24 protein-coding genes are annotated in these 25,671 nt (G+C 65.1%); 12 read left to right on the forward strand and 12 right to left on the reverse strand.

The window, feature by feature from the left end:
- The first annotated feature begins 221 nt into the window (after positions 1–221).
- Genes CSV86_RS07530 through CSV86_RS07545 form a run of 4 tightly spaced genes read left to right on the forward strand, consistent with a single transcriptional unit; the run spans position 222 to position 2,380 of the window.
- A complete protein-coding gene (locus tag CSV86_RS07530; RefSeq protein ID WP_009407280.1) occupies positions 222–1,007 on the forward strand; it encodes a hypothetical protein in 786 nt (261 codons plus the stop codon).
- On the forward strand, positions 1,004–1,555 hold the full coding sequence (locus tag CSV86_RS07535; RefSeq protein WP_009407278.1) for a DUF4123 domain-containing protein: 552 nt from the start codon (positions 1,004–1,006) through the stop codon (positions 1,553–1,555). The genes CSV86_RS07530 and CSV86_RS07535 overlap by 4 nt, the downstream gene beginning before the upstream one ends.
- A complete protein-coding gene (locus CSV86_RS07540; RefSeq protein ID WP_009407276.1) occupies positions 1,539–1,904 on the forward strand; it encodes a hypothetical protein in 366 nt (121 codons plus the stop codon). The genes CSV86_RS07535 and CSV86_RS07540 overlap by 17 nt, the downstream gene beginning before the upstream one ends.
- The gene (locus tag CSV86_RS07545) at positions 1,901–2,380 is read left to right on the forward strand and encodes a hypothetical protein (RefSeq protein ID WP_009407274.1); all 480 of its coding nucleotides are present in this window, start codon (positions 1,901–1,903) and stop codon (positions 2,378–2,380) included. Before CSV86_RS07540 ends, CSV86_RS07545 begins: the two co-directional genes overlap by 4 nt.
- A gap of 1 nt (position 2,381) precedes the next feature.
- On the opposite strand, the gene CSV86_RS07550 is transcribed toward CSV86_RS07545, so the two are convergent.
- The 6 genes from CSV86_RS07550 to CSV86_RS07575 all read right to left on the reverse strand — a co-directional run bounded on the left by CSV86_RS07550 (position 2,382) and on the right by CSV86_RS07575 (position 9,402).
- Complete coding sequence (locus CSV86_RS07550; RefSeq protein ID WP_009407272.1) at positions 2,382–3,368, reverse strand: exonuclease/endonuclease/phosphatase family protein; 987 nt, start codon at positions 3,366–3,368, stop codon at positions 2,382–2,384.
- The gene (locus CSV86_RS07555) at positions 3,368–5,011 is read right to left on the reverse strand and encodes a hypothetical protein (protein ID WP_009407270.1); all 1,644 of its coding nucleotides are present in this window, start codon (positions 5,009–5,011) and stop codon (positions 3,368–3,370) included. Before CSV86_RS07555 ends, CSV86_RS07550 begins: the two co-directional genes overlap by 1 nt.
- Positions 5,012–5,134: 123 nt before the next feature.
- Positions 5,135–6,247 (reverse strand): histone deacetylase-like amidohydrolase, encoded by a 1,113-nt coding sequence (locus CSV86_RS07560; RefSeq protein WP_009407268.1) that lies wholly within the window; start codon positions 6,245–6,247, stop codon positions 5,135–5,137.
- Between the two features lie 33 nt (positions 6,248–6,280).
- Positions 6,281–7,444 carry an MFS transporter gene (locus CSV86_RS07565; RefSeq protein WP_037062257.1) on the reverse strand — a complete coding sequence of 388 codons (1,164 nt, stop codon included), beginning with the start codon at positions 7,442–7,444 and terminating at the stop codon, positions 6,281–6,283.
- Positions 7,445–7,451: 7 nt separating this feature from the next.
- The gene (locus CSV86_RS07570; RefSeq protein WP_009407266.1) at positions 7,452–8,321 is read right to left on the reverse strand and encodes a transporter; all 870 of its coding nucleotides are present in this window, start codon (positions 8,319–8,321) and stop codon (positions 7,452–7,454) included.
- A gap of 103 nt (positions 8,322–8,424) precedes the next feature.
- Positions 8,425–9,402 carry a helix-turn-helix transcriptional regulator gene (locus tag CSV86_RS07575; RefSeq protein WP_009407265.1) on the reverse strand — a complete coding sequence of 326 codons (978 nt, stop codon included), beginning with the start codon at positions 9,400–9,402 and terminating at the stop codon, positions 8,425–8,427.
- 224 nt (positions 9,403–9,626) lie between these two features.
- On the opposite strand from CSV86_RS07575, the gene CSV86_RS07580 reads away from it, so the two are divergent.
- From CSV86_RS07580 to CSV86_RS07590, 3 genes are all read left to right on the forward strand, one after another.
- Positions 9,627–12,395: an RHS repeat domain-containing protein gene (locus CSV86_RS07580; RefSeq protein WP_170394490.1), complete on the forward strand. Its 2,769-nt coding sequence runs from the start codon at positions 9,627–9,629 to the stop codon at positions 12,393–12,395.
- A 248-nt stretch (positions 12,396–12,643) separates the two neighbouring features.
- Positions 12,644–13,645 carry an AraC family transcriptional regulator gene (locus tag CSV86_RS07585; RefSeq protein WP_009407262.1) on the forward strand — a complete coding sequence of 334 codons (1,002 nt, stop codon included), beginning with the start codon at positions 12,644–12,646 and terminating at the stop codon, positions 13,643–13,645.
- 126 nt (positions 13,646–13,771) lie between these two features.
- Positions 13,772–14,689, forward strand: coding sequence for a hypothetical protein (locus CSV86_RS07590; protein WP_009407260.1), 918 nt, complete (start codon positions 13,772–13,774; stop codon positions 14,687–14,689).
- Between the two features lie 454 nt (positions 14,690–15,143).
- Here the strand turns inward: CSV86_RS07590 and CSV86_RS07595 are convergent, their stop codons facing one another.
- From CSV86_RS07595 to CSV86_RS07610, 4 genes are all read right to left on the reverse strand, one after another.
- The gene (locus CSV86_RS07595; RefSeq protein ID WP_009407258.1) at positions 15,144–16,010 is read right to left on the reverse strand and encodes an isocitrate lyase/PEP mutase family protein; all 867 of its coding nucleotides are present in this window, start codon (positions 16,008–16,010) and stop codon (positions 15,144–15,146) included.
- Positions 16,011–16,082: 72 nt separating this feature from the next.
- The gene (gene ttdB / locus CSV86_RS07600; RefSeq protein ID WP_009407255.1) at positions 16,083–16,691 is read right to left on the reverse strand and encodes a L(+)-tartrate dehydratase subunit beta; all 609 of its coding nucleotides are present in this window, start codon (positions 16,689–16,691) and stop codon (positions 16,083–16,085) included.
- Positions 16,688–17,587 carry a L(+)-tartrate dehydratase subunit alpha gene (gene ttdA / locus CSV86_RS07605; protein WP_009407248.1) on the reverse strand — a complete coding sequence of 300 codons (900 nt, stop codon included), beginning with the start codon at positions 17,585–17,587 and terminating at the stop codon, positions 16,688–16,690. Before ttdA ends, ttdB begins: the two co-directional genes overlap by 4 nt.
- A 47-nt stretch (positions 17,588–17,634) precedes the next feature.
- Positions 17,635–18,975: a dicarboxylate/amino acid:cation symporter gene (locus CSV86_RS07610; RefSeq protein WP_009407246.1), complete on the reverse strand. Its 1,341-nt coding sequence runs from the start codon at positions 18,973–18,975 to the stop codon at positions 17,635–17,637.
- 198 nt (positions 18,976–19,173) lie between these two features.
- Here CSV86_RS07610 and CSV86_RS07615 point away from each other — a divergent pair, with 198 nt between their 5' ends.
- Together CSV86_RS07615 and CSV86_RS07620 are read left to right on the forward strand one after the other, a co-directional pair.
- Positions 19,174–20,073 carry a LysR family transcriptional regulator gene (locus CSV86_RS07615; protein ID WP_009407244.1) on the forward strand — a complete coding sequence of 300 codons (900 nt, stop codon included), beginning with the start codon at positions 19,174–19,176 and terminating at the stop codon, positions 20,071–20,073.
- A gap of 98 nt (positions 20,074–20,171) precedes the next feature.
- Positions 20,172–21,080, forward strand: coding sequence for a LysR substrate-binding domain-containing protein (locus CSV86_RS07620; RefSeq protein ID WP_009407239.1), 909 nt, complete (start codon positions 20,172–20,174; stop codon positions 21,078–21,080).
- Between the two features lie 133 nt (positions 21,081–21,213).
- Here CSV86_RS07620 and CSV86_RS07625 read toward each other — a convergent pair whose 3' ends face one another.
- Both CSV86_RS07625 and CSV86_RS07630 read right to left on the reverse strand, forming a co-directional pair.
- On the reverse strand, positions 21,214–21,624 hold the full coding sequence (locus CSV86_RS07625; protein WP_009407237.1) for a RidA family protein: 411 nt from the start codon (positions 21,622–21,624) through the stop codon (positions 21,214–21,216).
- Positions 21,624–22,940: a flavin-containing monooxygenase gene (locus tag CSV86_RS07630; protein ID WP_037062268.1), complete on the reverse strand. Its 1,317-nt coding sequence runs from the start codon at positions 22,938–22,940 to the stop codon at positions 21,624–21,626. The genes CSV86_RS07625 and CSV86_RS07630 overlap by 1 nt, the downstream gene beginning before the upstream one ends.
- Positions 22,941–23,194: 254 nt before the next feature.
- Here CSV86_RS07630 and CSV86_RS07635 point away from each other — a divergent pair, with 254 nt between their 5' ends.
- The 3 genes from CSV86_RS07635 to CSV86_RS07645 all read left to right on the forward strand — a co-directional run bounded on the left by CSV86_RS07635 (position 23,195) and on the right by CSV86_RS07645 (position 25,619).
- Complete coding sequence (locus CSV86_RS07635; RefSeq protein WP_009407233.1) at positions 23,195–23,872, forward strand: DUF1028 domain-containing protein; 678 nt, start codon at positions 23,195–23,197, stop codon at positions 23,870–23,872.
- Positions 23,865–25,022 carry an acetylornithine deacetylase gene (gene argE, locus CSV86_RS07640; RefSeq protein WP_009407231.1) on the forward strand — a complete coding sequence of 386 codons (1,158 nt, stop codon included), beginning with the start codon at positions 23,865–23,867 and terminating at the stop codon, positions 25,020–25,022. The genes CSV86_RS07635 and argE overlap by 8 nt, the downstream gene beginning before the upstream one ends.
- A gap of 354 nt (positions 25,023–25,376) precedes the next feature.
- Positions 25,377–25,619: a hypothetical protein gene (locus tag CSV86_RS07645; protein WP_009407229.1), complete on the forward strand. Its 243-nt coding sequence runs from the start codon at positions 25,377–25,379 to the stop codon at positions 25,617–25,619.
- Positions 25,620–25,671 lie beyond the last annotated feature (52 nt).

The following is a 25,671-nucleotide window of genomic DNA, read 5'->3' on the forward strand; positions in this document are numbered from 1 at the left end:
CCTTGAGGAAGCCTGGCGGCGGCCGTTATTTTTGTAAGAATGTGCGGATTTAAGGGGAGGATTCTGGCGTGGGTCAAGCAAATCCCGGCTTTTTTTGTGGCTTATTGACCTACGTTCGGTAGAAATCCTGAACGGCGCCACTGCGGCTTTCGTGCTGATCTGGCTAAAGGCCATTGCTCGCGGTAGTGTGTCGGCACATTTTTCGACTTCCCGGGACGACCATGCGCATATGGCTTGCCGACGGCGTGGAACAGATCGGCCTGTGCGAACAGGCCGAGTTCCCGGCCATTGCCCGTGACGGTGGCAACCTGTCCTGGCAGCGGCGCGTCGACCTCGGGGATGCCTGGCAGGCCGAGGCGTTCGTGCAGTTTCACTTGCGCGACCGGCTGTTGGAACTGCGCGCGATGCTGGCCCGGCAGACCTTGCTGATTCACCGCCTCAGCGACGAACAGGTACTGCATCAGGTCGCCAATGAATTGCAGTTCGGCAACCTGCGCGCTGATCGTTATGCCTGGCGTGCGCAAGTCATTACCCATGCTGCCGAAGCCGTTACCGTGGTCGCTGCCCCGGCGCCGCCAGCGCCGCAGCCAGAACGGGTGGAGGCGGTGGTGCCCGTGGCGGTGGCCAAGGAGGTGCCTGCAACGTCGCCGGCGCAGGCCGAGGCCCAGGACACCCTCGCCGCAATGCTCGAGCAGGCCGCGCAGGAGGCGGCGCCGTTCTGCGAGGCGTGCGAGCTGGCCAAGGCACAACCGGCTGCCGCCCTGGCAGCCGTCGAGCCGACAGCGGCCGAGCAGGTCCAGGATGCCCAGGCACAGGTGCTGGAGCAGGCGGCACAGCAGGCCATGCCTTTTTGCGAGATCTGCGAGCAGGCCAAAGCCCAGGCGCCCGCCGTGGCGGATCCTGTCCAGCAACCTATCGAAGCGGTACAAGACGCCCAGGCGGCCGTGCTGGAGCAGGCGGCCGAACGAGGCACGCCATTCTGTGAAATCTGCGAGGGCAAGCGATGACCGAGAACCTGTCCGGGCTTTCTGCGCTGGAGCGCCTGCCCGACCTGCTCTGGCCTGGGGGCGACGCCGACGACCAGCAGGTCTACGCCTTGCTCGATGGTGCCCGGGATCCGGCGATACTGCCGTGGCTGGAGCGCAGCGGACTGACGTGCGATTGCCTGTATTCAGGCGAGTTGATTCCGCGCCTCAAGGCCGCGGCGCCGTGGCTGGTCAGGCTGCCGGCGCGGGCTCCGGCCAGCCTGACCCTGCTGGACCTGGGCTGGGGCAATGCCTGGGGCATCCTGCTGGTGGCGCCGGCGGACCTGTCGATGGACCGCCTGCGCCGCCACTGCAAGAAATTCCTGCGGGTGCGTACCGAAGACAGGCGTGTCCTGAATTTCCGTTTCTACGATCCCCGGGTGCTGTCGGTATTTCTTCCCACCTGCGATGCCTTGCAATACCGGGCGCTGCTCGGGCCCATGCGGCGGCTGGTGGTCGAGCTTGACGAGGGCACGAGCTGGCGGGTTTTCGAGCCAGGGGAGGAGAGCCGTGATGCTGCTGATCAATAACCTGCAGATGCAGCAGTTGGCCCAGGCCACCGACGAGGTATTCCTCAAGGCCGTCGCTGCGTGTGTCAGCAGGCATTGGCCGCAGCGGTGCGAGCGCCTCGGCCCGCAGGCGCTGCTGACGCGCTTGCGCAGCGTTGGTCAGGTGGCGCTCGGCTATGGAATCAAGGAGCGGCCGGATGTACTGCGTCTGGCCAATATGGCCATGGCCCTGGACCATGACTTGAGTCGGGCGGACTTGGACTGGGTCCATCTGCGGCTCGGCGACACCCGCCTGCGTCCGGCCGATCGCCTCGATTTGCTCGATGGCGATGTGCGCGAATGGTTGCTGGAGCGGAGGGCGAGGGCATGATGCTGCAACCACAGTCGTTCGCCGTGGTCCCGCCGACGGAGGTGCCCGTCGATGACGACCCCGTGGCCAGCTATGCGGCCATGGATTCGGCGGTGGCGGCACTGCCGGCGTCCACTGCCCTGGGCAGTCCGATCCTGCCCTGTCAGGAACCGATGATCGAAGTCAGCTTGCTGGACGAGGACAATGCCCCGCTGGCCAAGGTGCCGTATCGACTGATGCTGGAAGAGACAACCCTGGCCGAAGGTACCCTCGACGACCAGGGCTACGCCTCGGTGCCGAAGCAGGAGCTGCCCGCCGGCGATTGGCATATCGAGGTCACCCTGCAGCGCAACGAGACCACCCAGTTGGTGGAGCGTGCGGATATCCTGCTGACCGCCGCGCCTCCTGAGGATGAAGACGATCAAGAGGCGGAGCCGGGCGAGATCGAGGACGCGCAATGGCTGGAATTGCCGGACGACGCGTTGCTCTGGGACTGACTCAGAAGGTGACCGTGACCTTGATCGGCAGGTGATCGCTGATGCCGCGGTTCTTGCCGATGCGGACCTTGTAGAACAGCGACTTGCTGGCGAACACATTGGCCGCGATGGCGCCCGGCTTGGTCAACTGGTACGTGGTGATCAGCGGCGCGATCAGGTCGATGACGGCCGCGTTGGCAACGGCGGTATGGCCTTTGGCGAGGATGTTGTCGTAGGCGTGCTCACGGTAGGTGGTGTATTGCGCTGCGCCCTTTTTCAGGCTGGAGCGATCCTCCCCGGCCACCAGGGTCATACCCAGGTTGTTCAAGGTAGTGCGGTCATCGTCATGGCCGGTGAGATCGCAGGCGGGCGCCAGGGTCGGGTCGGGAACGCCGCACAGGTTCAGGTCGCCCAGGTACACCACCCGCGTATTGCCGGTCACGCTGGCATGCACGCCGACCTGCTGCACACCGACATTGGCCTTGCGGTTGTTGGCATGACCGTAGCTGGGGCTGGGGGCATGCTGGGCGATCAGCTCGAACGTGGTGCCGCTGCCGGTCAGGCTGAAGGTGATGTGGAAAGGGCAGCTTTCCCGGACATTGAGGATGCGCCAGTTGGGCATTACCGCGGCCACGTTCGACAGCAGCACCGGGCCTGCGCTGATGGTCACCACGGGCGTGCGATAGAACACCAGTACCGTCTCGCCCTTGGTCTTGCTGTAGATGCACAGGGTGTCGGCGACGGCCCAGTCGGCACCGCCGGTAGCCCGCGACTGGAGCATGCCGAGGATCTGCGTGCCGCCGGTGGGGCCGCCGCCCGTGGCGATCGCACCGACCTTGGCCTTCTTGGTCACCGGTTCGATGATCACGAAGATGTCGCAGGCGGCAGCTCCGGTGGCCGGATGCACCACTTCCAGCATGCGCTCGGTACTGTCGGCCCGGCTCAGTACGCCGTTCTTGCCGGCGGCGAAGTTGAAGATGTTCCAGCTGATGATGCGTACTGCGGGCATCAGGGTTCCTCCGAGGGGTCGAGCAACTGGAAGTCTCCGTCATTGCTGGCGATTACCTGGCCGCGGCCGCTGATCAGGTTGAAACGCAGGGTGAACTGGTCGACGGCAGGCAGGGTGTCGGCCGGGATATCAATCTTGAGGCCTGCGGCAAAGCGGGGAATATCCGTGTCGCGTGCCGGGCGCAGGTTCAGGATGGGTTTGTCCTCCCGCGGTTCGAAAAAGCCTTCGCAGGGGATGTCGCCGGCCATTATCCGGATATGGGATTCATGGCTGATGCGCCGCTGCCCGCTATTGAACGGCTGGCCTACGGCAACGCGGAACAGCGAGCGGTGCCAGGTGAAGGCGTCGGATGGCCTGTTGACCGTCGGCGTGCCGCGAAAGACCAGGGCGGCGTCGGTGGTCTTGAGGCTGGTCAGGGCGATGCCGAACTGCAGGTGAAGGAACTGCGCCTCGGCCAGCGACCCATAGATCTCCGACGTAATGTCGCCACTGCGCCACGCCGCACCGCCGAGCCAGGCATCGTAGCGTTCCAGTTTCTGCAGGGGCGGGTAGGTCGCCGGCGAGTCGAGGAAAAAGTCCTCCTCGGCCCCGGCCAGCTCGGCGTTTTGTGGTGAGTCGGTTTCATGCACGTCTGCTGGATCGTAATCGAGACTGGCGCTGAGCTGCAGGTTCCAGCGCAGGATGCAGTTATCGCTGCCCAGTTCCGTGCGGTAACGTTGCCCACCGAGACCGCGACCCTCCAGGTAGCAGCGGCTGTCCCAGACCAGGGTGCCGCCGTCATCGAGTTGGCGGGTCTTGATCAACAGGGTGCAATTGCGCAGTTCCAGATCGGTGAAGCTCAAGTCGAAGGGCGTCGAACGCCAGGCACTGGCGTTCATCTGGTTGCCGATCAGCACCAGGGGCGTGCGTTTGCGCACCGCCCGTTGTAGGTTCGGGCCGAACCTGAAACCCACGTAATAGTGCGCGCCCGCCAGTACGGGAATGGTGGTCGCCGAGCCCGCGACAACCACCGACGACTCGATGAATATCGGCTCGCCAAAACTCAGGCTGTTCAGGCCGTTGTCCAGGGTCAGGGCGTTCGGGTGTTCATAGATGCCGTGCAGGGAAGGATGGTTCGTGATGTCTTTAACGACGATGCCGCACCAGGACTGCAGTCTCCAGGCCACCGTGGCGCGCTCGAACCACACGGCAGCGGACAGGGGGGAGCCATCCTCCAGGGTACCCTTGATGAATAGCGTGTTGTCGGCGACCGAGGCCAGCTCGCGCCTGACCACCATCGAGGCGTTCAGGCCGCTGGATTTCACCCGGGCCTTCACGCGCTTGACCACGTTCTTGCTGTGCATTCGCGGGATCAGCGGGTTCAGTTGTTCCTCGCCGACAAAGCTGCCGCTGGACAGGCCCAGGCGAACGCTTCTCCAGTTCTGTTCCAGCGTCCTGGTGTCGAGCCTGGGCAGCTTGGAGGTGTAGCTGCTTTCCTTGGTATTGCTGAACTGGACGTCTCCCGGTTCACACTTCCAGGGACTGGAGCTTCGCCACATCAGTGGCGAGCGCTCCAGTTCCGGGAGCAGGCCTTTCTTGCCGCTTTTGTGCGCCCCCCAGGCCTTGTCGTACCAGTCATCGACGATCGCACGCAGGGTTGGCATCAGAACCTCGCAGGCAGTCTGGGTGGTTTCGACAAGGGCATGGCAATGCTCCGGGAGTGATGCGGCATCCTGCCACTATTCACGGCCGTGTGGATAGAGGGATGCTCGACAACCCCCTTGCCCTCAGGGCAGGCACCGGCCTGCCAGGCCCTCGACCCACTGCCGCTGGAACGCTGCCACGGTCTCGACCGGCTGCTGCAACTGCACGAACTCCAGCATCGGATCGTCCACCCCGGTCCTCACGCCTGCCAGCTCCTCGATCGTCGCCAGCCCGCAGAACGGCACATAGGCCTCCGAGTAACCGCCCTCATGCACCAGCACCAGCCGCCCCTGGCACAGGCGCTCGGCGGCTTCGCGTACCAGCCGGGTCATCTCGCGGAACGAGTCGCTGTGCAGCAGCATCCGCGCCAGCGGGTCCACGGCGTTGGCGTCGTAGCCGCAGGCGACGATGATCAGTTCCGGCTCGAAACGCTCCAGCGCCGGCACCACGATGCGCTCCATCGCGTGGATATAGGCCGCATGCCCGCTGCCCGGCGGCAGGGGAATGTTGATATTCGCGCCCAGCCCGGCGCCGCGCCCGCGCTCGTCCTCGCCGCTGTAGCCGGCCGGGAAGCAGCCGTCCTGGTGCAGGGAAATGCTCAGCACGTCACCACGTTCCTCGAAGATCGACTGGGTGCCGTTGCCGTGGTGCACGTCCCAGTCGATCACTGCCACCTTGCCCAGCCCGCGCCTGGCCTTGGCCACTTCGATGGCGACGGCGATATTGGCCAGGAAGCAGAATCCCATGGCGCCGTCGGCCAGGCAGTGATGGCCCGGCGGGCGCGACAGGGAATAGGCGTTGTCCACCTCGCCAGCCAGCACCGCGTCTACCGCCGCCATCGCCAGGCCGGCGGACAGCCTGGCGATCCCGTAGCTGCCCGGCCCGATTGGCGCGTGCGGGCCCAGCTCGCCGCCACCGGCATCGCTGAGGGCCCTGAAGCGTTGCAGGTAATCCGGCGTGTGGACGCGCAGCAGATCCTCTTCGCTGGCAGGCGCCGCACCGCGCACCTGTAACCGGCGGGTCAGGCCGGAGACATCCAGCAGGCTTTTCAGGCGGCGCTTGGTTTCCGGTGACTCGGCATGTCCGGCCGCAGCCGGAGGCTGCACCCAGCCGCCTACCGGCAAGGTCAGGGCATGCAGGCCGGCGCTGTGCCAGAGGCTCAGTTCGTCGAAGAAAAAGGCAGTGTTTCGGCTCATGATGATTCCGTTTTTTCCAGGTGAAGGGAGGGCTCAGGCGCCGCGACGGCAACCGAGGATCAGCAGCAGGGAGGTGAAGGTCAGGACGGCGGCGCCGATCAGCAGCGGCTGGTAGCTGCCGCTGCTTTCGATCAGGCGCCCGGCAATGGCCGGGCCGATTGCCAGGCCGGCGCCGATCACCAGGTTGGACGCGTTCATCAGGCGGCCGGAGCGGTCGAGGTCGGCCAGGCAGGCGAGCACCAGCGGCAGGATGAAGGTCCAGGTGAACTTGAACACCAGTGCCGCCAGCGCCAGCCGCGCCAGAGCCGGTTGGCCGAGGAGCAGCAGCACCGAACCGACCATCAGCCCGTAGCCGGCCAGCAACAGCAGGCCACGCGGCAGGCGCTCGCCGATCAGCGAGGCGCAACCGGCACCGACGATGCCCATCAGGGTGGCGATGGCCAGCACTTCGCCGCTGATTTCGGCGCCGATCCCGGCGGCGGCGCCGATCGCGCCGATGAAGGTCCACACGCCGCTGAGGCTGATGTAGAAGGTAAGGATGCCGAGGATCCCCAGGACGATCTTGCCTTTGTTCGCCGAGGGCGCTGCGTCGGGGCCCGTTGGTGCGGCCGGCGCACCTTGCGGGAAGCAACGCGCCAGTGGCAGGAACAGCGCCATCAGTATCGCCAGCGACAGGTAGCAGGCGGCCAGCCCGTAGTGCCCGAACAGGCGCGGCAGCACGCTCAGGCCGATCGCCCCGACCACCAGCTGACCCATGACCCACAGGCCGTAGACCCGGCTCGGATTGCTGGTGGACGCTGCGCTCGACAGGCACACGATCATCAGCGAGCCGCCGGCCAAAGCGCTGCAAAAGCGCAGGGCCAGCAGCGTGGAGTAATCGATGGCGTAGATCGACAGCAGGTTGGCAGAAATGAAAGCGAGGCCGGCGAGCAGGGCGACCCGTCGCCAGTCGGCGTGCTTGAGCCACCAGAAGGCGGGAAGGGTGGCCAGGCTCATGGCCCCCAGTTCGGCGGAAAACAGATCGCCGATCCGTGACGGGCTCAGGTTCCACTGGGTGGCCAGTTGCGCGGCCACCGCCGGCGCGGTCATGAGGACGGTCGGGGTGATCGCGGCGAACAGGACGATGGCCGCCAGCAGGGCCAGGTGCGACGAAGCGGTTGCGGATCCAGCGGACAGGGGCTTGCTGCTCATGGGCATCTCCGCGTCAGAACACATGGACCAGGCGCAGCAAGGCGTCGGTCCCGTGGTAGCCGTTGTCGGTGGCGACGTTCTGCGACAGGCTGAACATCAACTGGTTTTGCCGGTCCAGCCAGTGGCCGAGCTCGAAGCCCACCTGGGTGTAGCGCTTGTGGGTGTCGTCGATGCGCTGGCCGTCGATCTTCAGTTCACCGCCGTCGGCATGGATCAGGCGCAGGGCGCCGTAGGTGGCGGGCGTGAAGTCGTAGGAGGCGAAGGCTTGCAGACGATACAGCGGGTCCTGCTTGAGGTCGCTGCCGAAGTAGTCGTTGTTCTTGCCGTAGAGCTGGGCTTCGAGGTTGGCTTCCAGCACCCACTTCTCGCCGATGCCCCGGGTGTAGTTGTAAACGAAGGTGGTGCCCCAGCGATTGGCACCGGGCGAGACGTCCGGATTCTGCCCGTGGTATTCGCCGACCGGCAGGGTGACCAGGGTCAGCAGGCCGCTGTAGGTACGGCTGGCCGGGTCGTTGATGAAAAACAGCGTGCCGCCCACCTGCGGGTCACCGAAGCCGCTTTCCCCGGTATGCCGGCTCGCGCCGGGCAGGCGCGCATCGATGTCGGCGAAGGGCACGATGAACTGCGGGGTACACAGGGTGCCGCAAAGGTCGCTGAAGAACACCTGGCGGTAGGCCACGGCATTGACCTTCAGCTCGGCCTTGCCGGTGCTATCGGCCGGGCCGTGGAAGTCGCCGGCGCGAGTGGCCGGCAGATACAGCACGCCGAGGCTGGTGCCAGAAGGGGCGCCGAAAAAATCCCGGGCGTTAAGGTCGGCGGCCTGGGCGTGCAGGCTCGACAAGGCGCCGGCCAGGGCCAGCGTGCGGATCAAGGGATGGGTCATGGTCGTGGTGTCTCTTCTTCTATGGTTGGCAAATCGCAGGCAAAGCCGGGCCGTCACCGGCGCTAGGCGTCGGCGTGCGGTCAGGGTCGATCAGCGTCCGGGGTCAGTCGGGCGGGGTATGCAGCAACTGGGCGATGCGGGTCTTATCGTTGACCCCGAGCTTGTGATAGATGGCGCGGATATGGTGGCGCACGGTATTGGGTGCCATGCCCAGGTCGCGGGCGATTTCCTTGTAGGTCTTGCCCTCGCCGAAGCCCAGGGCGACATCCTGTTCCCGCGGGCTCAACTGGGCCAGCGCACCACGGGGGCGGGCGGCGAGGAGAAACAGGTCGCCTACCGCCGAGGCTTCGATCTGCAGGTGCTTGCCCTCATGCCCGCAGCCGTCCACGGCCATCGGCAGCAGCGGGCCGCTCCACTGCGGCCACTCACCCAGCAGCAGATCGACGAATCCGCGCTCGGCACACTGCAGGGTGCCGCGCTGGTCGCACACCGCCAGCGCCAGGTTGCGCGACGGGCTGAGGGACTCGCGCTTGGTCACCAGGGTTCGGATCTGGTTGGCCGACACCGCCGCGACCAGGTGCAGCATGGCGTTATCGAGGATCAGCCGGTCCTGTTCGGTGAAGCGCGGCGCGCCGGGTGCGCGGTACAGGGCCAGGTGATCGCTCAGCAGGGTTCGCGGATCGACATGCACCACGCACAGCAGCTCGCCGATACCGTAGGCCTGCCCCAGCCAGTTGAGGCCGGGGCCGTTATCGGGATCGCGCATGTCGATGATCACCGACTGCCCGGGATGGGCGTGGACCCGGCCGACCGTGACGTCGATATGGCGGATGGACTGCCAGTCCGGCAGGTAGCTGGCGGGCAGCCCATGCAGGTAGGAGCTGTGTTCTTCCGGCAAGCCGTCGATCAACGCGGCGCGGCCCCACCACGCGCTGGCGAAGGGCAGCACCTGGCCGACGCAGTCCAGGGCCGGGCGGTGGAAGTTCGCGAGGTCCTGGTTCTGCGCCAGGCGCTGGAGCTCCAGGGTCATGCTGCTGAAGGCCTGCAACAGGCGGGCGGGACTGTATTCGTGCCGGGACATGGGCAACTACCTCTGTGCGACTGTTGTTATTGGTTTCGTCAGGGGTCTTGGGGTGGCCGGAGGGGGCAGGGCCTGGATCGAGTTTCGCGGTAAAGGGTGGTGGATCACTATCCTACAGATGCAGGAGGGGTGGAGGCTTGTCGGTGGCTGACCTGACATTTTTATCAGGTGTGCCATGGGCGCTGCGGCGTTACAGTCAGGCTCGTCTTCAGCGAGGCCTGCCCATGTCCGCCGCTGTCCATGCCCTTACCCCGGTGTTGCATGCGGTCGACCCGCGCGGGCTGGTCGTGCGCCAGGTGGACTATTGCCGCGATACGGCGCAGGCAGCGGCCGAGACCCGGGTTCAGCGCCAGGGCTTCGGTGCTGTTGGGCATCACCTTGCCAGCTGGGACCCGCGGCTCTGGGCAAGCAACGGGCCGGCGAACCGCCTTGGCGCGCATGGCCTCAGTGGCCGTGAACTGAGTAGCGACAGGGTCGACAGCGGTTTTCGTTGCACCCTGTTCGGTGAGGCCGGGCAACCGGTGTGGAGCGAGGATGGTCAGGGTAATCACCGCGAGTTCGAGTACGACGGGCTGTTGCGTGTGCTGGCGATCCACGAACAGTCCTCGAGTCATCCGCGTACCTGCAGCGAGCGCCGTGACTATGCGGGTGCCGATCCTGCGCTGGCGCCGCACAATGCTTGTGGCCGTCTGCTGCGCCGCGACGATACAGCGGGTAGCCGGCGCTATCCGGCATATGCCCTGTGCGGCGCGGTGGCCTTCGAAACCTGGCGCTTCCTGGGCGAGGCGCATTGGCCGGACTGGCCACTGGAACCCGAAGCGAGGGATGCCTTGCTCGAAACCGAATCGGCATCGACCCTCTGGCGTCATACCGCTCTCGGCGAGGTGCGGGAACAGATCGATGCCTCCGGCAACCGTCAGTACACAGGCCTTGACCTGCTCGGGCGGCTGCGCAACTTGCAGGTATGGTCGAACGGTCAGGAGCAGCCGCGCGTGCTGGTTCAGGCCTTGCGCTACGACGCTGCAGGGCATGTGGTCGAGGAGTTGCTCGGCAATGGCGTGCGGATCGGCCGCGAGCATCGTCCCGAGGACGGGCGCCTGACCCGCCTGCACAGCAGTCATGCCAGTGGCCGGCTTGTGCAAGACCTGCATTACCTCTGCGACCCGGCAGGCAATGTGCTGTCCATCGAGGACCGTGCCCAGCCCGTGCGCCATTTCGCCAACCAGCGTGTCGAGGCGCGCTGCGAGTACCGTCACGACAGCCTGGGGCAACTGATCGAAGCCCGTGGGCAGGAGGCCGGTGCCGTCCGCCGTGGCCCCGGCGCGCTGGATGATCCGGCGGCAGTCAGCAACTACCGACAAACCTACGAATACGACGCCGGCGGCAATCTCTTGCGCCTGGTGCATGTCGGTGCCCAGGCGCATGGTCGGGTCCTGGTGGCTGCGGCGGGGAGCAATCGCTGCCTGGCGGCGGTGGATGAACGGCCACCCGCGGAGGATGACTACCTCGCGGCATACGATCGCAACGGCAACCCTCGACAGTTGCAGGCCGGGCAAACGGTGGAGTGGGATCTGCGCAATCGACTGTCCAGCGTCAGCCCGGTGCGGCGCGACGAGGGGCTGGATGATTGCGAGCGCTATGTCTATGACGGCGAGGGACAGCGGCGGCGTAAAAGGCGCCTGCAGCAAGCCGGCGCCCGCACCTTGCTCGGCGAAGTGCGCTATCTGCCTGGTCTGGAGCGACACCGGCGCAGTGCCGGAGGCGAGCACTACGAGGTGCTGGTGGTGCAGGCCGGCACCTGCGCCATCCGCCTGCTGCACTGGCTGGACGGGCGGCCCGACGCCGTGCCGCAGGACCAGTGTCGCTATGCCCTGGGCGATCATCTGGGCTCCTGCCAGCTGGAACTGGACGACGAGGCCGGGTTGATCAGCCAGGAGACCTATTACCCCTTCGGCGAAACGGCCTGGTCGGCGGCGCGCAACGAGGTCGAGGCCAGTTACCGGACCCTGCGATATTCCGGCAAGGAGCGCGATGCCAGCGGGTTGTATTACTACGGTGCGCGTTATTACCGGGCGGACTGGCAACGCTGGTTGAACCCGGATCCGGCGGGGGAGGTGGATGGTCTGAACCTGTATCGGATGGTGGGGAACGCGCCGGTGAATCGGCGGGATGCCGATGGATATCGGGGGTTCGATGTGCTGGACGAGGCGGAAAGCGAGCTGATTGACGGCGGCGACCATTTGCTCGCCTCGGGGTTGGATAACTTTCCGATGGACATGCAGGGCGCCGTGAGGCGTAGCTTCCAGATCGCCAGGGGCATGCTGAAGGACACCGTCGACGCCTTGGGGCGCAGGCCCGACGAGCAGCTTAACGAGGCACTCTACTCAACCTTCGGCATCACCGATTTTCGCCTGACCGCCGCCAAGCGCCTGTTCCTCGCGCAGCTGCAAGGGGTTTTCCAGGCGGCCCATGATGGCCTGTTGCAATTGGAACATGGGCAAAGCTGGCGACTGATGCTGAGCGAGCCGCAGGACCTGCAGCATGTCGGCGCCACACGGCAGTCGCAGGGCCGGGGTGCGAGGCTGGAGCTGGCCGCCCGCCACCTGCGTGGCAATCTCTTCGACAGTGCGGTGACCTCCATGCATGAAGAATTTCACGTCCTTACCACCGACCTGTTCTTCACCAGTCCGGAGGATATGGTGACCGACTACTGGTACAGCGTATCGCCGCTCAGCGAGGTGCGGAGCATCCCGGCGCTGGTGGATGAACTGCATGCCACCTCCCAGGGCGAGGTCGCCCTCGGGCCTGACGAGGCGGACATGAACGAGCAGAACAGCTTGCTATATAGCCGGCTGATCAAGCGCGAGGCTGCCAGGTTCGGCTTGCGCGAGCCGCTTGATGCCAACCAGCGCAGGGACTACTTCACCACGCATGCGGGCATTCGTCAGGCGGTGGTCATGAGGAATGCCGACTCGCTCGCGGGTTTGTGCTGATGACGCAACGTCTTCCGCATCGGTGAGAGGTTTCACGGGGGCGTCCTAAGGTCAGAGTCATGCGACAACCACTCCATCGCTGCCAGTCGCTTGATGGTTTCCCCTAGCACCCGGCAACCCTTATCGGGAAAGCCCCTACGCCACTAAAGGTTGTGTCCTGGAAGGCGATTCATTGAGTCAAATGCGCTTTCGGTGGTCATACGACTGACCCCGGACATGCCTGACCCATTCGTTTCTGGAATTCGTCCATGCCAACCGTTTCGCGGACTTTTGCCAACGCCCTGATCTCCGCGCTGGGAGGCGTCCAGCCAGCCGTTCGCGAGCTGTGCCAGCGCCTGGCCGAACCCTTGCTGGACCCGTCCGCGCCTGCCTTCATACCCTTGGCCAGCCTCGACGCTGTGTTCGACCAGGCCAGCCTGCTCGGCGGCGATCCGGGGATCGGCCTGCGTGCGTTCGAGCATGCTCACCCGGCCCACCTCGGGCCACTTGGCTACGCGGTGATGTCCAGCCGGACTATCAAGAGCGTGCTGGTGAGCCTGGCCGAGCATCACCATCTGGTGGGCACCGGTTTCTGCCTGTTCGTCGAAGAGCGCAGCGACGGTGTGCGCCTGGTCGGCGTGCCCACCGGAACCGGCCAGCGCGAACTGTCGCGGGTGTTCATCGACGCGGTGGCGGCGATCACCGTCGGCCTGCTGTGCTGGCTGGTGCCGGGGCGGACAATCCGTCCATTGCGCGCAGAGCTGAGCTATCCGCCGTGCACCGTCAGCGCCGATGCAAGGCGGGTCTACGGTGAGCATATCCAGCACGGCGCGGCGCAGAATGCCCTGCTGTTCAGCCATGCCGATGCCGCGCTGCCGGTGGCCAGCCACGATCCGGCGCTGCATGCAGTACATAGCGACTATTTGGCACGCTGGCAGGCGCAGATGGGCGGCGATCGCCTCAGCCTGAAGGTCCGCGCGGTCATCAGCGAGCAACTGGGCCAGGGGCGTCCGGTAACCCTGGCCCGGGTCGCCGAGGTGCTGGCCATGAGTGGCCCGCGCCTGAGTCGCAACCTGGAAGGCGAGGGGCACAGCTTCGTGCGTTTGCTCGACGAGGTGAGGCTGCGCGACAGCCATCGGCTATTGCGCAACAGCACCCTGAGCTTCAAGCAGATTGCCTACCAGGTCGGTTTTCGCCATCAGAGCGCTTTCAACAAGGCGTGCGAGCGCTGGTTCGGCATGGGGCCGGGACGCTATCGCGAGCAGCTCTGAAGGCTTTCGTTTATCCGCGCAGGCTTTTTGTTTATCCCGGCAGCGCGGACCACGGCAACCCGGGAAAAAAGCCGCCACACTTGATACGCACACGTTTGCGCAGCCGTTGAGGGACCTTCTGCCCGCATGCCACCAGCCACCGTTTCATTTCGCTACTGCCTGATCCTTGTGGTCATCCTGTTGCTGGAGCCGCTCCTGGGGCTGTTCGCGGCTCTTGGCACCTGTGCTGGCGTCCTCCTGCTGGACCTGTGCCTGCGCCAGCGCGCGCATCTGGCCCGCTGTCAGGAGCAGGCGCGGACGCTGCGCGAGGGCATGCGGGTGCTGCAGGGTGAAGCCAGCGACAGCCTGGGGCTGATGCGCAAGGACCTGGCGCACCTGGGCCAATTGGCGAACCAGGTCGTTGCATTGAGCAACGAGTGTGACGCGGCCCTGCAACAACAGCAGCGCAAGTTCGATCTGGCGTTGACCGCCTTTGCCCGGATCAAGGTCGAGGGTCGGCAGTTGCTGGAGGATGCCCGTCAGGTCGGCAGTGAATCACGCCAATCGATGAAGTTGGCACTGGAAGGCCAGGCGGGGCTCAGTGCCACCCTGATGGCGTTGCGCAGTGTCGACCGGACGGCGCTGGCAGCCCGGACCGACCTGGGCAACGAGGTGCGCCTGCTGGCACGCCAGGGGCGCGACCAGACCTACGACGCCAACCTGGCCCTTGCCGGGATCAGCGCCGCCTCGAGCAGTATCGAAGAGCGCGGCATGTCCATTGCGGTGGCCTGCGAAGCACAGGAGCGTGGTATGCAGGACCTCGACGAAGCGCTGGCCGAAGTCCAGCGCCTGGGGTTCACCTCGGGCTGGCGCTCGCGCCAGGCTCGTGCCGCCAGCGAGGCGTTGCTGCAGGAAGCCGCACGGCTGGACGCGCGACTGCGGGATTGCCCGTGGATGCATGAGATTCAACAGGATGACGGAGGCGAGGATGCTGCTGTTCAAGGCCCTGATGGGGCATTACCACGCGCTGATCAAATCCCTGGCCCGGGAAGTGATCTGATCTGAAGTGTGTGGTGCTCTCTCAGGCCTCATCGCTGGCAAGCCAGCTCCCACAGTGACCGCGTGCACCGCCGGACCTGTGGGAGCTGGCTAGCCGGCGATGAGACCTGAAAGAACAGCCCAAGACCTGTCAGGCATCACCCCCTGCCCCCAGGGTTACTGCAAACCTTGAGATTTGCACAAAACCTGTGGGAGCTGGCTTGCCAGCGATGAGGCCGGAAAGAGCAGCCCAAGACCTGTCAGGCAATCACCCCCTGTCCCACAGGGTTACTGCAAACCTTGAGATTTGCACAAAAACCTGTGGGAGCTGGCCAGCGATGAGGCCTGAAAGAACAGCCCAAGCCCCCTCAGGCAATCACCCCATGTCCCAAGGGGTACTGCAAACCTTGAGATTTGCACAAATTACCTGTGGGAGCTGGCTTGCCAGCGATGAGGCCCGAAAGAACAGCCCAAGACCCCATCAGGCAATCACCCCCATATATTCCCGCGCCAAGCCCAGGTACTCCTCGGCCCGGCTGTACCGCGCCACCAGTTCGCCGGGCCTGAGCTCGGCGCCGGCATCCGGCCCGCGTTGCGCTCGCAGGGTGTCGTAAGTGGCCTTGATCGCCGCGAAACAGGCCGCATGCCCGTCCACCACGATCCGCACGCCGAGTCCGGTCAGGCGTTGTTCGTCCCAGGCCTGTTGGCTGCCATAGGTCACCAGCATCAGGGGCACCCGCAATCCTTCGGCGATTGCTTCCAGTTGCTCGAAGTCCCTCACCCCGATCAGGCAGATTCCGTCTGCCCCGGCCTCCTGATAGGCCCGGGTGCGCTGGATAACCTGCGACAAGGATTGCACCCCGGCATGGGTCCGGGCGATGAGTGCCAGGCTGCGGTCCTGCCGCGCCCGCTGCGCGGCGCGCAGTTTGCCGACGGCTTCCTCGACACTGATCAGCTCCGACAGCGGCTCTTCGAAGCGCGCCGGCAGCAGGGTGTCCTCAAGGGTCAGGGCGGCGACCCCGGCCCGTTCCAGCTCAGCGACACAGCGCATCACATTGAGCGCATTGCCGTAGCCATGGTCGGCATCGGCGATCACCGGCAGGCGCGACACCCGGCCGATGCGGGTGGCCTGCTCGACGAACTCGCTCAAGGTCAGCAGGGCGATGTCCGGCGCGCCCAGCACCTGCAACGAGGCCACCGAGCCACCGAGGATGCCGACCTCGAAGCCAAGGTCGGCGGCGATGCGCGCGGAAAGGGGGTCGAACACCGAAGCGGTACGCTGGCAGGCCGGGCGGGCGAGCAGGCCACGGAAGGTCTCGCGCAGTGCGTGATGACTGGCTGGATACATGGCGATATCTCGTTGTTCTGTAAAGAAGGGAACGGCCGACCGGTGCTGCGTGGGCACCGGTCGGTCGTGGTCTTACTTGATGAAACGCACCTGCGCGTTGATCTTCTCGATCACCGAGCCCTTGCGTTCGTTGAAGCGCTTCTTGTTCTGTTCGAACAGGTTGTTGCCCTTGGTATCGATGGAAATGATCAGCGGGCCGAACTCGCGCACGCGGTTGACCCACAGGGTCTCGGGCATGCCCAGGTCCTGCCATTCGGCACGTTCGATCTCTTCCACCTTGGTGGCCGCGAGCACCGCGCAACCACCGGGGAACACCGCATGCACTGCCTTGTTCTCCAGGCAGCCGGTGGTGGTTTCCGGGCCCATGCCGCCCTTGCCGACGATCAGCTTGACGCCGGTCTGCTCGATGAATTCCTTCTCGAACTTCTCCATGCGCATGCTGGTGGTCGGGCCGATGGAGACCATCTCGAAACTGCCATCGTCCTTCTTCTTGACGATGGGGCCGGCGTGGAAGATCGCGCCACCGCGCAGGTCCACCGGCAGTTCGCGGCCCAGTTCGATCAGGCGCCGGTGCGCGACGTCGCGGCAAGTCACCAGTTGGCCGGTGAGGTAGACCACGTCGCCCACGTTGAGCTCGGCCAGGTCTTCGTCTTTGATCGGGGTGCTGAGGATCTTTTTCACAGAACTACACCTTCATGGGAAAGGATGTCGTAGGACAGGTCGGCGTTGATGCGGATCTTGCCGCGGCGGTGGGCCCAGCAGCCGGTGGACACGGCAACACCGATGGTCGAAGGGTGACGGGCCGAGGACTCGATGTTCACCCCCATCACGCTGCTGTTGCCGGTCAGGCCCTGGGGGCCGATGCCGATTTCGTTCAGGCCTTCTTCCAGCAGCTTTTCCATCAGCGCCGCGCTTTCGTTCGGGTGGCTGGAGTCCACTTCACGCAGGATCGCTTTCTTCGACAGGCGCGCGGCGGTTTCGACCGAGGTCGAGACACCTACGCCGACCAGCAACGGCGGACAGGCATTGACGCCGCGGGAGGTGATCACGTCGAAGACGAACTCGGTCACCCCTTCGTAGCCCTGGCCGGGCATCAGCACCTTGGCCGAGCCGGGCAGGGTGCAGCCGCCACCGGCCATGTACACGTCGACGATGGCGTAGTCGGCATCCGGGATGATTTCCCAGTCCAGCCACGGGATCTTCGAGCCGGTATTGGTCCCGGTGTTCTTCTCGACGAAGGTCTCCACGGCGTTGTGGCGCAGCGGGCCCTGGATGGTCGCCTCCTTCGTGGCGTTCTCCAGGATGCTCTCCATCTCGCCCAGCAGCGGGAAGCGCGCTCCGGCCGAGACGAAGTACTGGATCACCCCGGTGTCCTGGCAGCTCGGGCGGTTGAGCTTGTCGGCATAGTCCTGGTTCTCGGCCATGGAGTCGTACACGGCGATGGCCAGGGGGTTGGTTTCCGCCGCGCGCAGCTTGGCGGTCTTGGCCTTGACGTCCCTGGGCAGGCGCTTGCCGATGTAGGCGGTGAATTTCGCCAGGGTATCGGTGAGCGACTGGACGGCTTCTTCTCTTTCCACGGTTTATCTCCTTACAGCATCACAAGGCGGGTGGGGTCGGGTGCAGGTCATGCACCGCTGGCGGTGGTCGCCGGTGTCACGGTCTGGTTGTTGTGCAGCGCGGGGGCTGCCTCTGCACGGTGTGATTCGGCTTCGGGCTGGCCGTCGAGGACGCGGTTGAGCTTGGCGCTGTCCAGCGCGCCGACCCATTTGGCGATGGCCAGGGTGCCGACGGCGTTGCCGATGGTGTTGGTGATGGCGCGGGCTTCGGACATGAAGCGGTCCACCCCGAGCAGCAGGACCATGCCGGCCACCGGGATGCTGCCCAGCGAGGCCAGGGTCGCGGCCAGGGTGATAAAACCGGAGCCGGTCACCCCGGCCGAACCCTTGGAGGTGAGCAGCAGCACGCCGAGGACGATGAGCTGGTCGGTCAGGCTCAGCGGTGTGTTGGTGGCCTGGGCGATGAAGATTGCCGCCATGGTGTAGTAGATGCACTGGCCATCGGGGTTGAAGGTCAGCCCGGACGGAATCACCAGGCCCACCACCGGCTTGGATACCCCGGCTTTTTCCAGCTTACCCATCAGTTGCGGTACCACCGATTCCGAGGAACTGGTGCCGAGCACGGTGAACAGTTCTTCCTTCAGGTATTTCAGGAACTTCCACAGGCTGAAGCCGGACAGGCGCGCCACGAACCCAAGAACGATGACGACAAAGAGGAAGCAGGTGATGTACATGGTCGCCATCAGCTTGCCGAGGGACACGATCGAGCCCAGGCCGTACTTGCCGACGGTGAAGGCCATGGCGCCGCAGGCCGCCAGCGGGGCGACGCGCATGACCATGCCGACGATGTGGAACATGCCGTGGGAGAAGCTTTCCAGCACGTCCACCACCGGTTTGCCGCGCTCGCCCAGATGGGCCAGGGCGATGCCCAGCAGGGTCGAGAACAGCAGGATCGGCAGTATCTCGTTCTTGGCGAAGGCGTCGGTGACGCTGGCCGGAATGATATGCAGGAGGAAGTCGGTGAAGCTGCCGGAGCCGGCCGCTGCCGCCGAGGTGTAGCTGGCGATGCTCTTGGTATCCAGGGTCGCCGGGTCGACGTTCATGCCCACGCCGGGCTGCGCCAGGTTGACCACCACAAGGCCCAGCACCAGGGCGAAGGTGGACAGCACTTCGAAGTAGATCAGGGCGCGGGCACCGACCCGGCCCAGTTCCTTCATGTTTTCCATTTTGGCGATGCCGAGCACCACCGTGGCGAAGATGATCGGCGCGAAGACCATCTTGATCAGTTTTATGAAGGCATCGCCCAAGGGCTTGAGATCGACGCCGACTTCGGGCCAGAACACCCCGAGGGCGATACCGAGGCTGACGCCGATCAGGACCTGCACATACAACTTGCCTAGAACTTTCATGGCCGTTTTTCTCCGCTTTATTGTTGTGAGTCGGATTTTTTCTTGTCGGCCGGGCTTGTCGCGCCGCTGCGACCAGGCAAGTCGCGGCGGCGGGATAGCCCAGGTTTCGTGTGGGTAATCACGGGAGGGAAAGTTAAAGGTTTTTCTGAAACGTGGTAATACAATGAATTTCACTTCATTGTTTACCTGAGGTTACTAATGAGTCCGATCTCGGAATTGGCCTTCTTTATCCAGCTGGTGCGCCTTGGCAGCCTGGCGGCGACGGCAAGGGAGCTGAACCTGACCCCGCCGGCGGTTTCCAAGCGCCTGGCCCAACTGGAGCAGCGCCTGGGCGTGCGTCTGCTCAACCGCACCACGCGCAGCATCAGCCTGACCGCCGAGGGCGAGCTGTACCTGGTCAACGCCCAGCGCATCGTCGGCGAGATCGAGGAAATGGAGCGCCAGGTCTCCAGCAGCCGGGCCGAGCCCAAGGGCCTGTTGCGGGTCAATGCGCCGCTGGGCTTCGGGCGCACGCACGTGGGGCCGGCGATTTCTTCCTTCGTCCAGCGGCATCCGGAAGTGGAGGTGCAATTGCAGCTTACCGACCGGCCGATCAACCTGCCGGACGATGCCATCGATGTAGCGATCCGCTTCGGCGACCTGCCGGACTCGCGCTTGATCGCGCGCAAGATCGCCAGCAACCGTCGGCGCCTGTGTGCCGCGCCGGCTTACCTGGCGCGCTGCGGCACCCCTGAAACCCCCAGGGACCTGGCCAACCACCACTGCATCGTGCTGCGCCAGAACGACGCCGCCTTCGGCAGTTGGCGCCTGAGTCGGGGCAAGCAGGCGGAATCGGTCAAGGTGCGCGGCGGGCTCAGCACCAATGATGGCGAAGTCGCCTTGAACTGGGCGCTGGAGGGGCATGGGATCCTGATGCGGGCCGAGTGGAACCTGGCGCGCTACCTGCGTTCCGGTGAGCTGGTGGAGGTGCTGGGCGACTACGAGACACCACCTGCCGATATCTATGCGGTGTACCTGGAGCGCCTGAACCTGTCGGCCAAGGTGTCGTTCTTCATCGAACACCTGCGTGCCTTCTTCGAGCGTGAAGCCTGGAAGTGAGGCCAAGGAAAAATATGGTCCGGGCAGAGGAAAAACCTCGGTCGGGGTTTTCCACGGCTAGGGTAAGGTGATGGGTAAACCTGCCAGGAGAAGTTCACGTGGCGTCCTACACCCTGCGACAACTCAAGTATTTCGTCACCACGGTGGAGGCTGGCAGCGTTGCCGAGGCCTCGCGCCAGCTGTACATCGCCCAGCCGTCGATTTCCACGGCGATCAAGAGCCTGGAAGAGAGCTTCGGCGTGCAGCTGTTCATCCGCCATCACGCCCAGGGCGTCTCGCTGACCCCCAGTGGCAAGCGCTTCTACGCCAAGACCAAGTCGCTGCTGCAGATGGCCCGGGAGTTCGAGCAGAACGCCCTGGCCGACAACGACACCGTGGCCGGGCAGATCGATATCGGCGTATTCGAAACCGTCGCGCCGTTGTACCTGCCGCGTCTGATCGCCGGGTTCCGCGAGCGTTATCCCGGCGTGGACATCCGCATGCGCGACGGCGAGCAGCAGGAGCTGGTGCAGGGGCTGACCTCGGGGGCGTTCGACCTGGCCTTCCTGTACGACCACTACCTGGACAACACCATCGAGACCGAACCGCTGATGCCGCCGCAGAAGCCCTATGTGCTGCTGCCGCAAAAGCATCGTTTCGCCAGCCAGGCCCAGGTATCACTGCGCGACCTGTGTCCGGAGCCGATGATCCTGCTGGACGTCGCGCCGAGCCGGACCTACTTCGTCAGCCTGTTCAACGACCTCGGGCTGACCCCGAACATCGTCTTCAGCTCGCCATCGATCGAGATGGTGCGGGGCATGGTAGGGCAGGGTTTCGGCTTCTCGCTGCTGGTCACCCGGCCGAGCTCGGAATGCACCTATGACGGGCAGAAAGTGGTGGCGGTGGACATCGCCGAGCCGGTGGAATTGTCCGGACTGGTCACGGCCAAGCTGAAGCGGGTGCAGTTGACCCGGCCGGCGCAGTTGTTCGTGGATTTCTGTCGGGAAGAACTCTCCGGGCTTTCCTGAATCGGCTGGCCCAAAACCCTGTGGGAGCTGGCTTGCCAGCGATTTGGCCGTCGACAACAAAGATGTTGTCCAGTCGGGCCTCATCGCTGGCAAGCCAGCTCCCACAGGATGGTGCATGGTCTTGCGGTCTTGCTTACTCCGGAATCACCGCGATCACGTCGATTTCCATCAGCCATTCCGCCTGCGCCAGCCCGGCCACCACCAGGCCGGTGGAAATCGGGAATACGCCCTTCAGCCATTTGCCCACTTCCCGGTATACCGGTTCGCGGAAGCGCGGGTCGGTGATGTAGGTGGTGGTCTTGACGATATGGCTCAGGTCCGAACCCGCTTCTTCCAGCAGTTGCTTGACGTTCTTCATCGCTTGTTCGGCCTGCGCGCGCGGGTCGCCGAGGCCCACCAGGTTGCCTTCGAAATCGGTCCCCACCTGGCCCCGTACGTACACGGTATTACCGGCACGCACGGCCTGGCACAGGTCGTTGTCGAGGGTCTGGTTGGGGTAGGTGGCTCTGGTGTTGAACATGCGGATGCGGGTATGGGTTGGCATCAGTTGACTCCTTCGAGAGCAGCGTTTTCAGACGATTCGGTAGCGGCGGCGGACTGGCGCTGGGCCTTGTCGCGGTAGGCCAGGTAGGTGCGCTGGGTGGCGATGTGCCCGGCCACGTGCTTGGCGTCGTGCCACACGCCCCAGATGAACGAGGAGCCACGGCGCGACAGCCATGGCAGCCCCAGGAAGTAAACGCCGGGCTCGCTGGACACGCCGCGCTGGTGCCTGGGTTTGCCGTTGGCATCGAAGGCATCCACCGCCAGCCAGCTGAAGTCCAGGCCGTAGCCGGTGGCCCAGATCACGCTGGTGACGCCGGCCTTGGCCAGGTCCAGTTCGAGGATCGGCCGGGTCATGCATTCAGGGTCGGGCAAGCGCATGCGGGCCTGCGGTTCTTCCGGCAGGTCGAGGCCGTTGCGTTCGATGTAGGCGTCGGCAGCGTCCAGCAGCGCCAGGTAGTTCTCATCGCCGAGACGGATGTTGTCCACCAGGTTGTCCTGGAAGCGCACGACCCCATCCTGGAACGACTGGGTCAGGCCGACCAGGGTCATGCCCTGGTGGGCAAGGGCGCGGAAGTCCACGGTATGGCCGCCGCGGGCGCCGCTGACGGCGATGGTCACGTGCTCGCGACCGGGCTTCATGATTTCCGCGTCCCACTCGCCGAGCACACCCAGCCACCAGCAGAAATCGCGGTTGCGGTAGGCGCGCGGCGGACGGTCGTGGGCCCCCACCGAGAGATAGACCTTGCGCCCGGCACGCATCAGTTCGTCGGCGATCTGCACACCGGAAGAGCCGGCGCCCACCACCAGCACCGCGCCCTCGGGCAACTGCTGCGGATTGAAGTAGGCGGCGGAGTGGATCTGGTGCAGCGCCGGATCCTTCGGCGCGATGGCCGGGATCACCGGGCGCTGGAACGGGCCGGTCGCGGCAACCACGCGGGCAGCATGCAGCGTGCCTTCGCTGGTTTCGATGGTAAAGCCCGGGCGATCGGCTTTGCGGGTGACCTTTTTCACCTGGACGCCGGTGCGGATCGGCAGGTCGTACTTGCGCACGTAGGCTTCGAAGTAATCGGCGACCTGGTCCTTGCCGGCGAAGGCGTCGGCGTCGAGGTCGAATTCCAGGCCGGGGAAGCGGTCGTGCCAGACCGGGCCGTTGGCCACCAGCGAATCCCAGCGGCCGGTGCGCCACGCTTCGGCGATGCGATTGCGCTCCAGCACCAGGTGCGGCACGCCGAGCTTGCTCAGGTGTTCGCTCATGGCCACCCCGGCCTGTCCGGCGCCAACCACCAGGGTATCGATTTCAAGGTTGTTCAAAGTCATGCCCATTGCCCTTTCTCCAGGCGTTGTGTTCGGGGACGGTCGGAGAACCGCCGTTGCCTGGGGCCAGACTAGGGAAGCGCAGGAAAAGGCGAAAATAGTTAATAACTGGGGGTTGGCGATAAAAAGCCGAGGGTGGGTGCCCTGGCGGGGCCAGGCCAGTTTTTTCCTTCCCCCAAGCCATAAATCCGCGAATTTCCCGCTCCACTGCGGCCAGCCACAATGCTCTCTGAACCAGACCTTCAAGGAGCCCCTGCATGACCTTCTCCATCATTGGCCGCTGCCCCGAAACCGGCCAGGTCGGCATCGCCATCAGTTCCTCCAGCATCGCCGTCGGCGCCCGCTGCCCCTGGGTGCGTGCCGGCGTCGGCGCGGTGTCGACGCAGAACATCACCCTGCCAGCCCTGGGCCCGCAGATCCTCGATCTGCTCGAGCGTGAGCAGAGCGCGCCTGCCGATGCCCTGGAGCGAGCGCTCGGCGCCAACGGTTGGAGCCAGCACCGCCAGGTCACGGTGATCGACAGCCAGGGCCGGGTCGCGCTGTTCACCGGCAGCGAAGCCTTGGGTGTGCACCATGCCGTGGCCGGCGAGCAGTGCGCGGCGGCGGGCAACCTGCTTTCCGGGCGCCACGTGATCGAAGCCATGGTCAGCGCCTTCGAACAGGCCGACGGCCAGCTTCCCGAGCGCCTGCTGGCCGCGATGCACGCCGCCATGGCCGCCGGTGGCGAGGCCGGCCCGGTGCACTCGGCGGCGCTGAAGGTGGCAGGGGAACTGACCTGGCCGCTGGTGGACCTGCGCGTGGACTGGGCCGACGAAGACCCCATCGGCCAGCTCGATGCCCTGTGGCAGGCCTACCGCCCGCAGATGCAGGACTACGTGACCCGCGCCCTCGACCCCACCGCCGCGCCGAGCTACGGAGTGCCGGGCGATGAATGACGCGAACAGCCGTGGCCTGCTGGCGCGCTTGATCGCCTTCCCGACGGTCAGCCGCGACTCCAACCTGGAACTGATCGCCTTTATCCGCGACTACCTGGCCAGTCATGGCGTGGACAGCGAGCTGTTTCTCAACGACGAGGGCACCAAGGCCAATCTGTTCGCCACCATCGGCCCTCGGGACCGTGGCGGCGTGGTGCTGTCCGGGCATACCGACGTGGTGCCGATGGACGGCCAGGCGTGGACGGTCGAGCCCTTTGTCATGAGCGAGCGCGACGGCCGCCTGTATGGCCGCGGCGCTGCCGACATGAAGGGCTTCATCGCCTGCGTGCTGGCGGCGGTCCCGGCCTTCGTCGCCGCGCCGCTGCGCACCCCGGTGCACCTGGCGTTTTCCTATGACGAAGAAGTCGGCTGCCTCGGCGTGCGTTCGATGCTCGCCGCCCTGGAGCAGCGCCCGCACAAGCCGGTGCTGTGCCTGATCGGCGAGCCCACCGAGCTCAAGCCGGTCCTCGGCCACAAGGGCAAGCTGGCCATTCGTTGCCAGGTGCATGGCGCGGCCTGCCATTCGGCCTACGCACCCTATGGCGTGAACGCCATCGAATATGCGGCGCGCCTGATCGGCAAGCTCGGCGAGATCGGCGAACGCCTGGCCGCTCCCGAACTGCACGACGAACGCTTCGATCCGCCGTTCTCCACGGTGCAGACCGGCGTGATCAAGGGTGGCCGGGCGCTGAATATCGTCCCGGCGGAATGCGAGTTCGATTTCGAGGTACGGGCCTTGCCGGGCTTCGATGCGCAGGTGGTAGCGGATGAACTGGAGCGTTTTGCCGAGGCGGAACTGGTACCGAAGATGCAGGCGGTAGAGCCCGCTACCGGTGTCAGCCTGCGACCGCTGAGCGCCTATCCGGGGCTGGCCACCGCGCCTGATAGCGAGGCGGCCAGGCTGCTGGCGATGCTCAGCGGTTCCGACGGGTTCGGCACCGTGGCTTTCGGTACCGAGGGCGGGCTTTTCGAGCAGGCAGGGATTCCCACCGTGGTGTGCGGGCCGGGTAGCATGGACCAGGGACACAAGCCGGATGAGTTCGTCAGCCTGAAGCAATTGCGCGGGTGTGACGAGATGCTGGGGAGGTTGCTGGTTTACTTGCGGGGGTGAGCTGCCGAATGCCGCATTCAGTGGCCGGGTCAAGTTCTGTTGCATATGTCTGGAAACTTCACCGATTTCCGACTTTCTTGTAGGCAGTTTCCCAAGCATACTCCCGACCTCCGCTTGGTGGTTGCGTCCTTGGGAAACCCTGCCTAGTCTTCGCCGGTCGTCGCACATCGACGACACGGATTAGCAGTCCGAATGGCTAGTGCACTCCAGCGACGCTTGTAATGGCGGCTGTGCGTGTGGGCACCTTCGGGTGCGCCGGGTCTCCTAGCCCTCGGTCTGCTAACCCACGTACAGCTGCCACCCACTCGTTTAGCGGCGAGTCGGTGACGGCATCACCCGGCTAGGAGTTACACCATGAAAAAGCTCGTCCCCGATCCACCCCCGATCCTCTGCGTCGGCCCCGGCCTCTCTCATGAAGACGCCATCCAGCGGGCAACCGAACACCTCGTCAAAGCCATCCAGTACGCCGCCTGCCTTCCCGACCTGCCCAATGACCGCCACCAGGAATTGCTCAGTGACGCGTTGCTGAACATGAGGATTTGCAAAGCATTGCTGACGCTGTCGGTGTCAGCTTCGCCGCTGACCGTAGCGGTATGAAAAAAGGCCGCGGAGCAAACCTCCGCGGCCTTTGCGTTCAGGCGCTGCGTGC

This window comes from Pseudomonas bharatica CSV86, from assembly GCF_000319305.2.
GTDB classification, from domain to species: Bacteria; Pseudomonadota; Gammaproteobacteria; order Pseudomonadales; family Pseudomonadaceae; genus Aquipseudomonas; species Aquipseudomonas bharatica.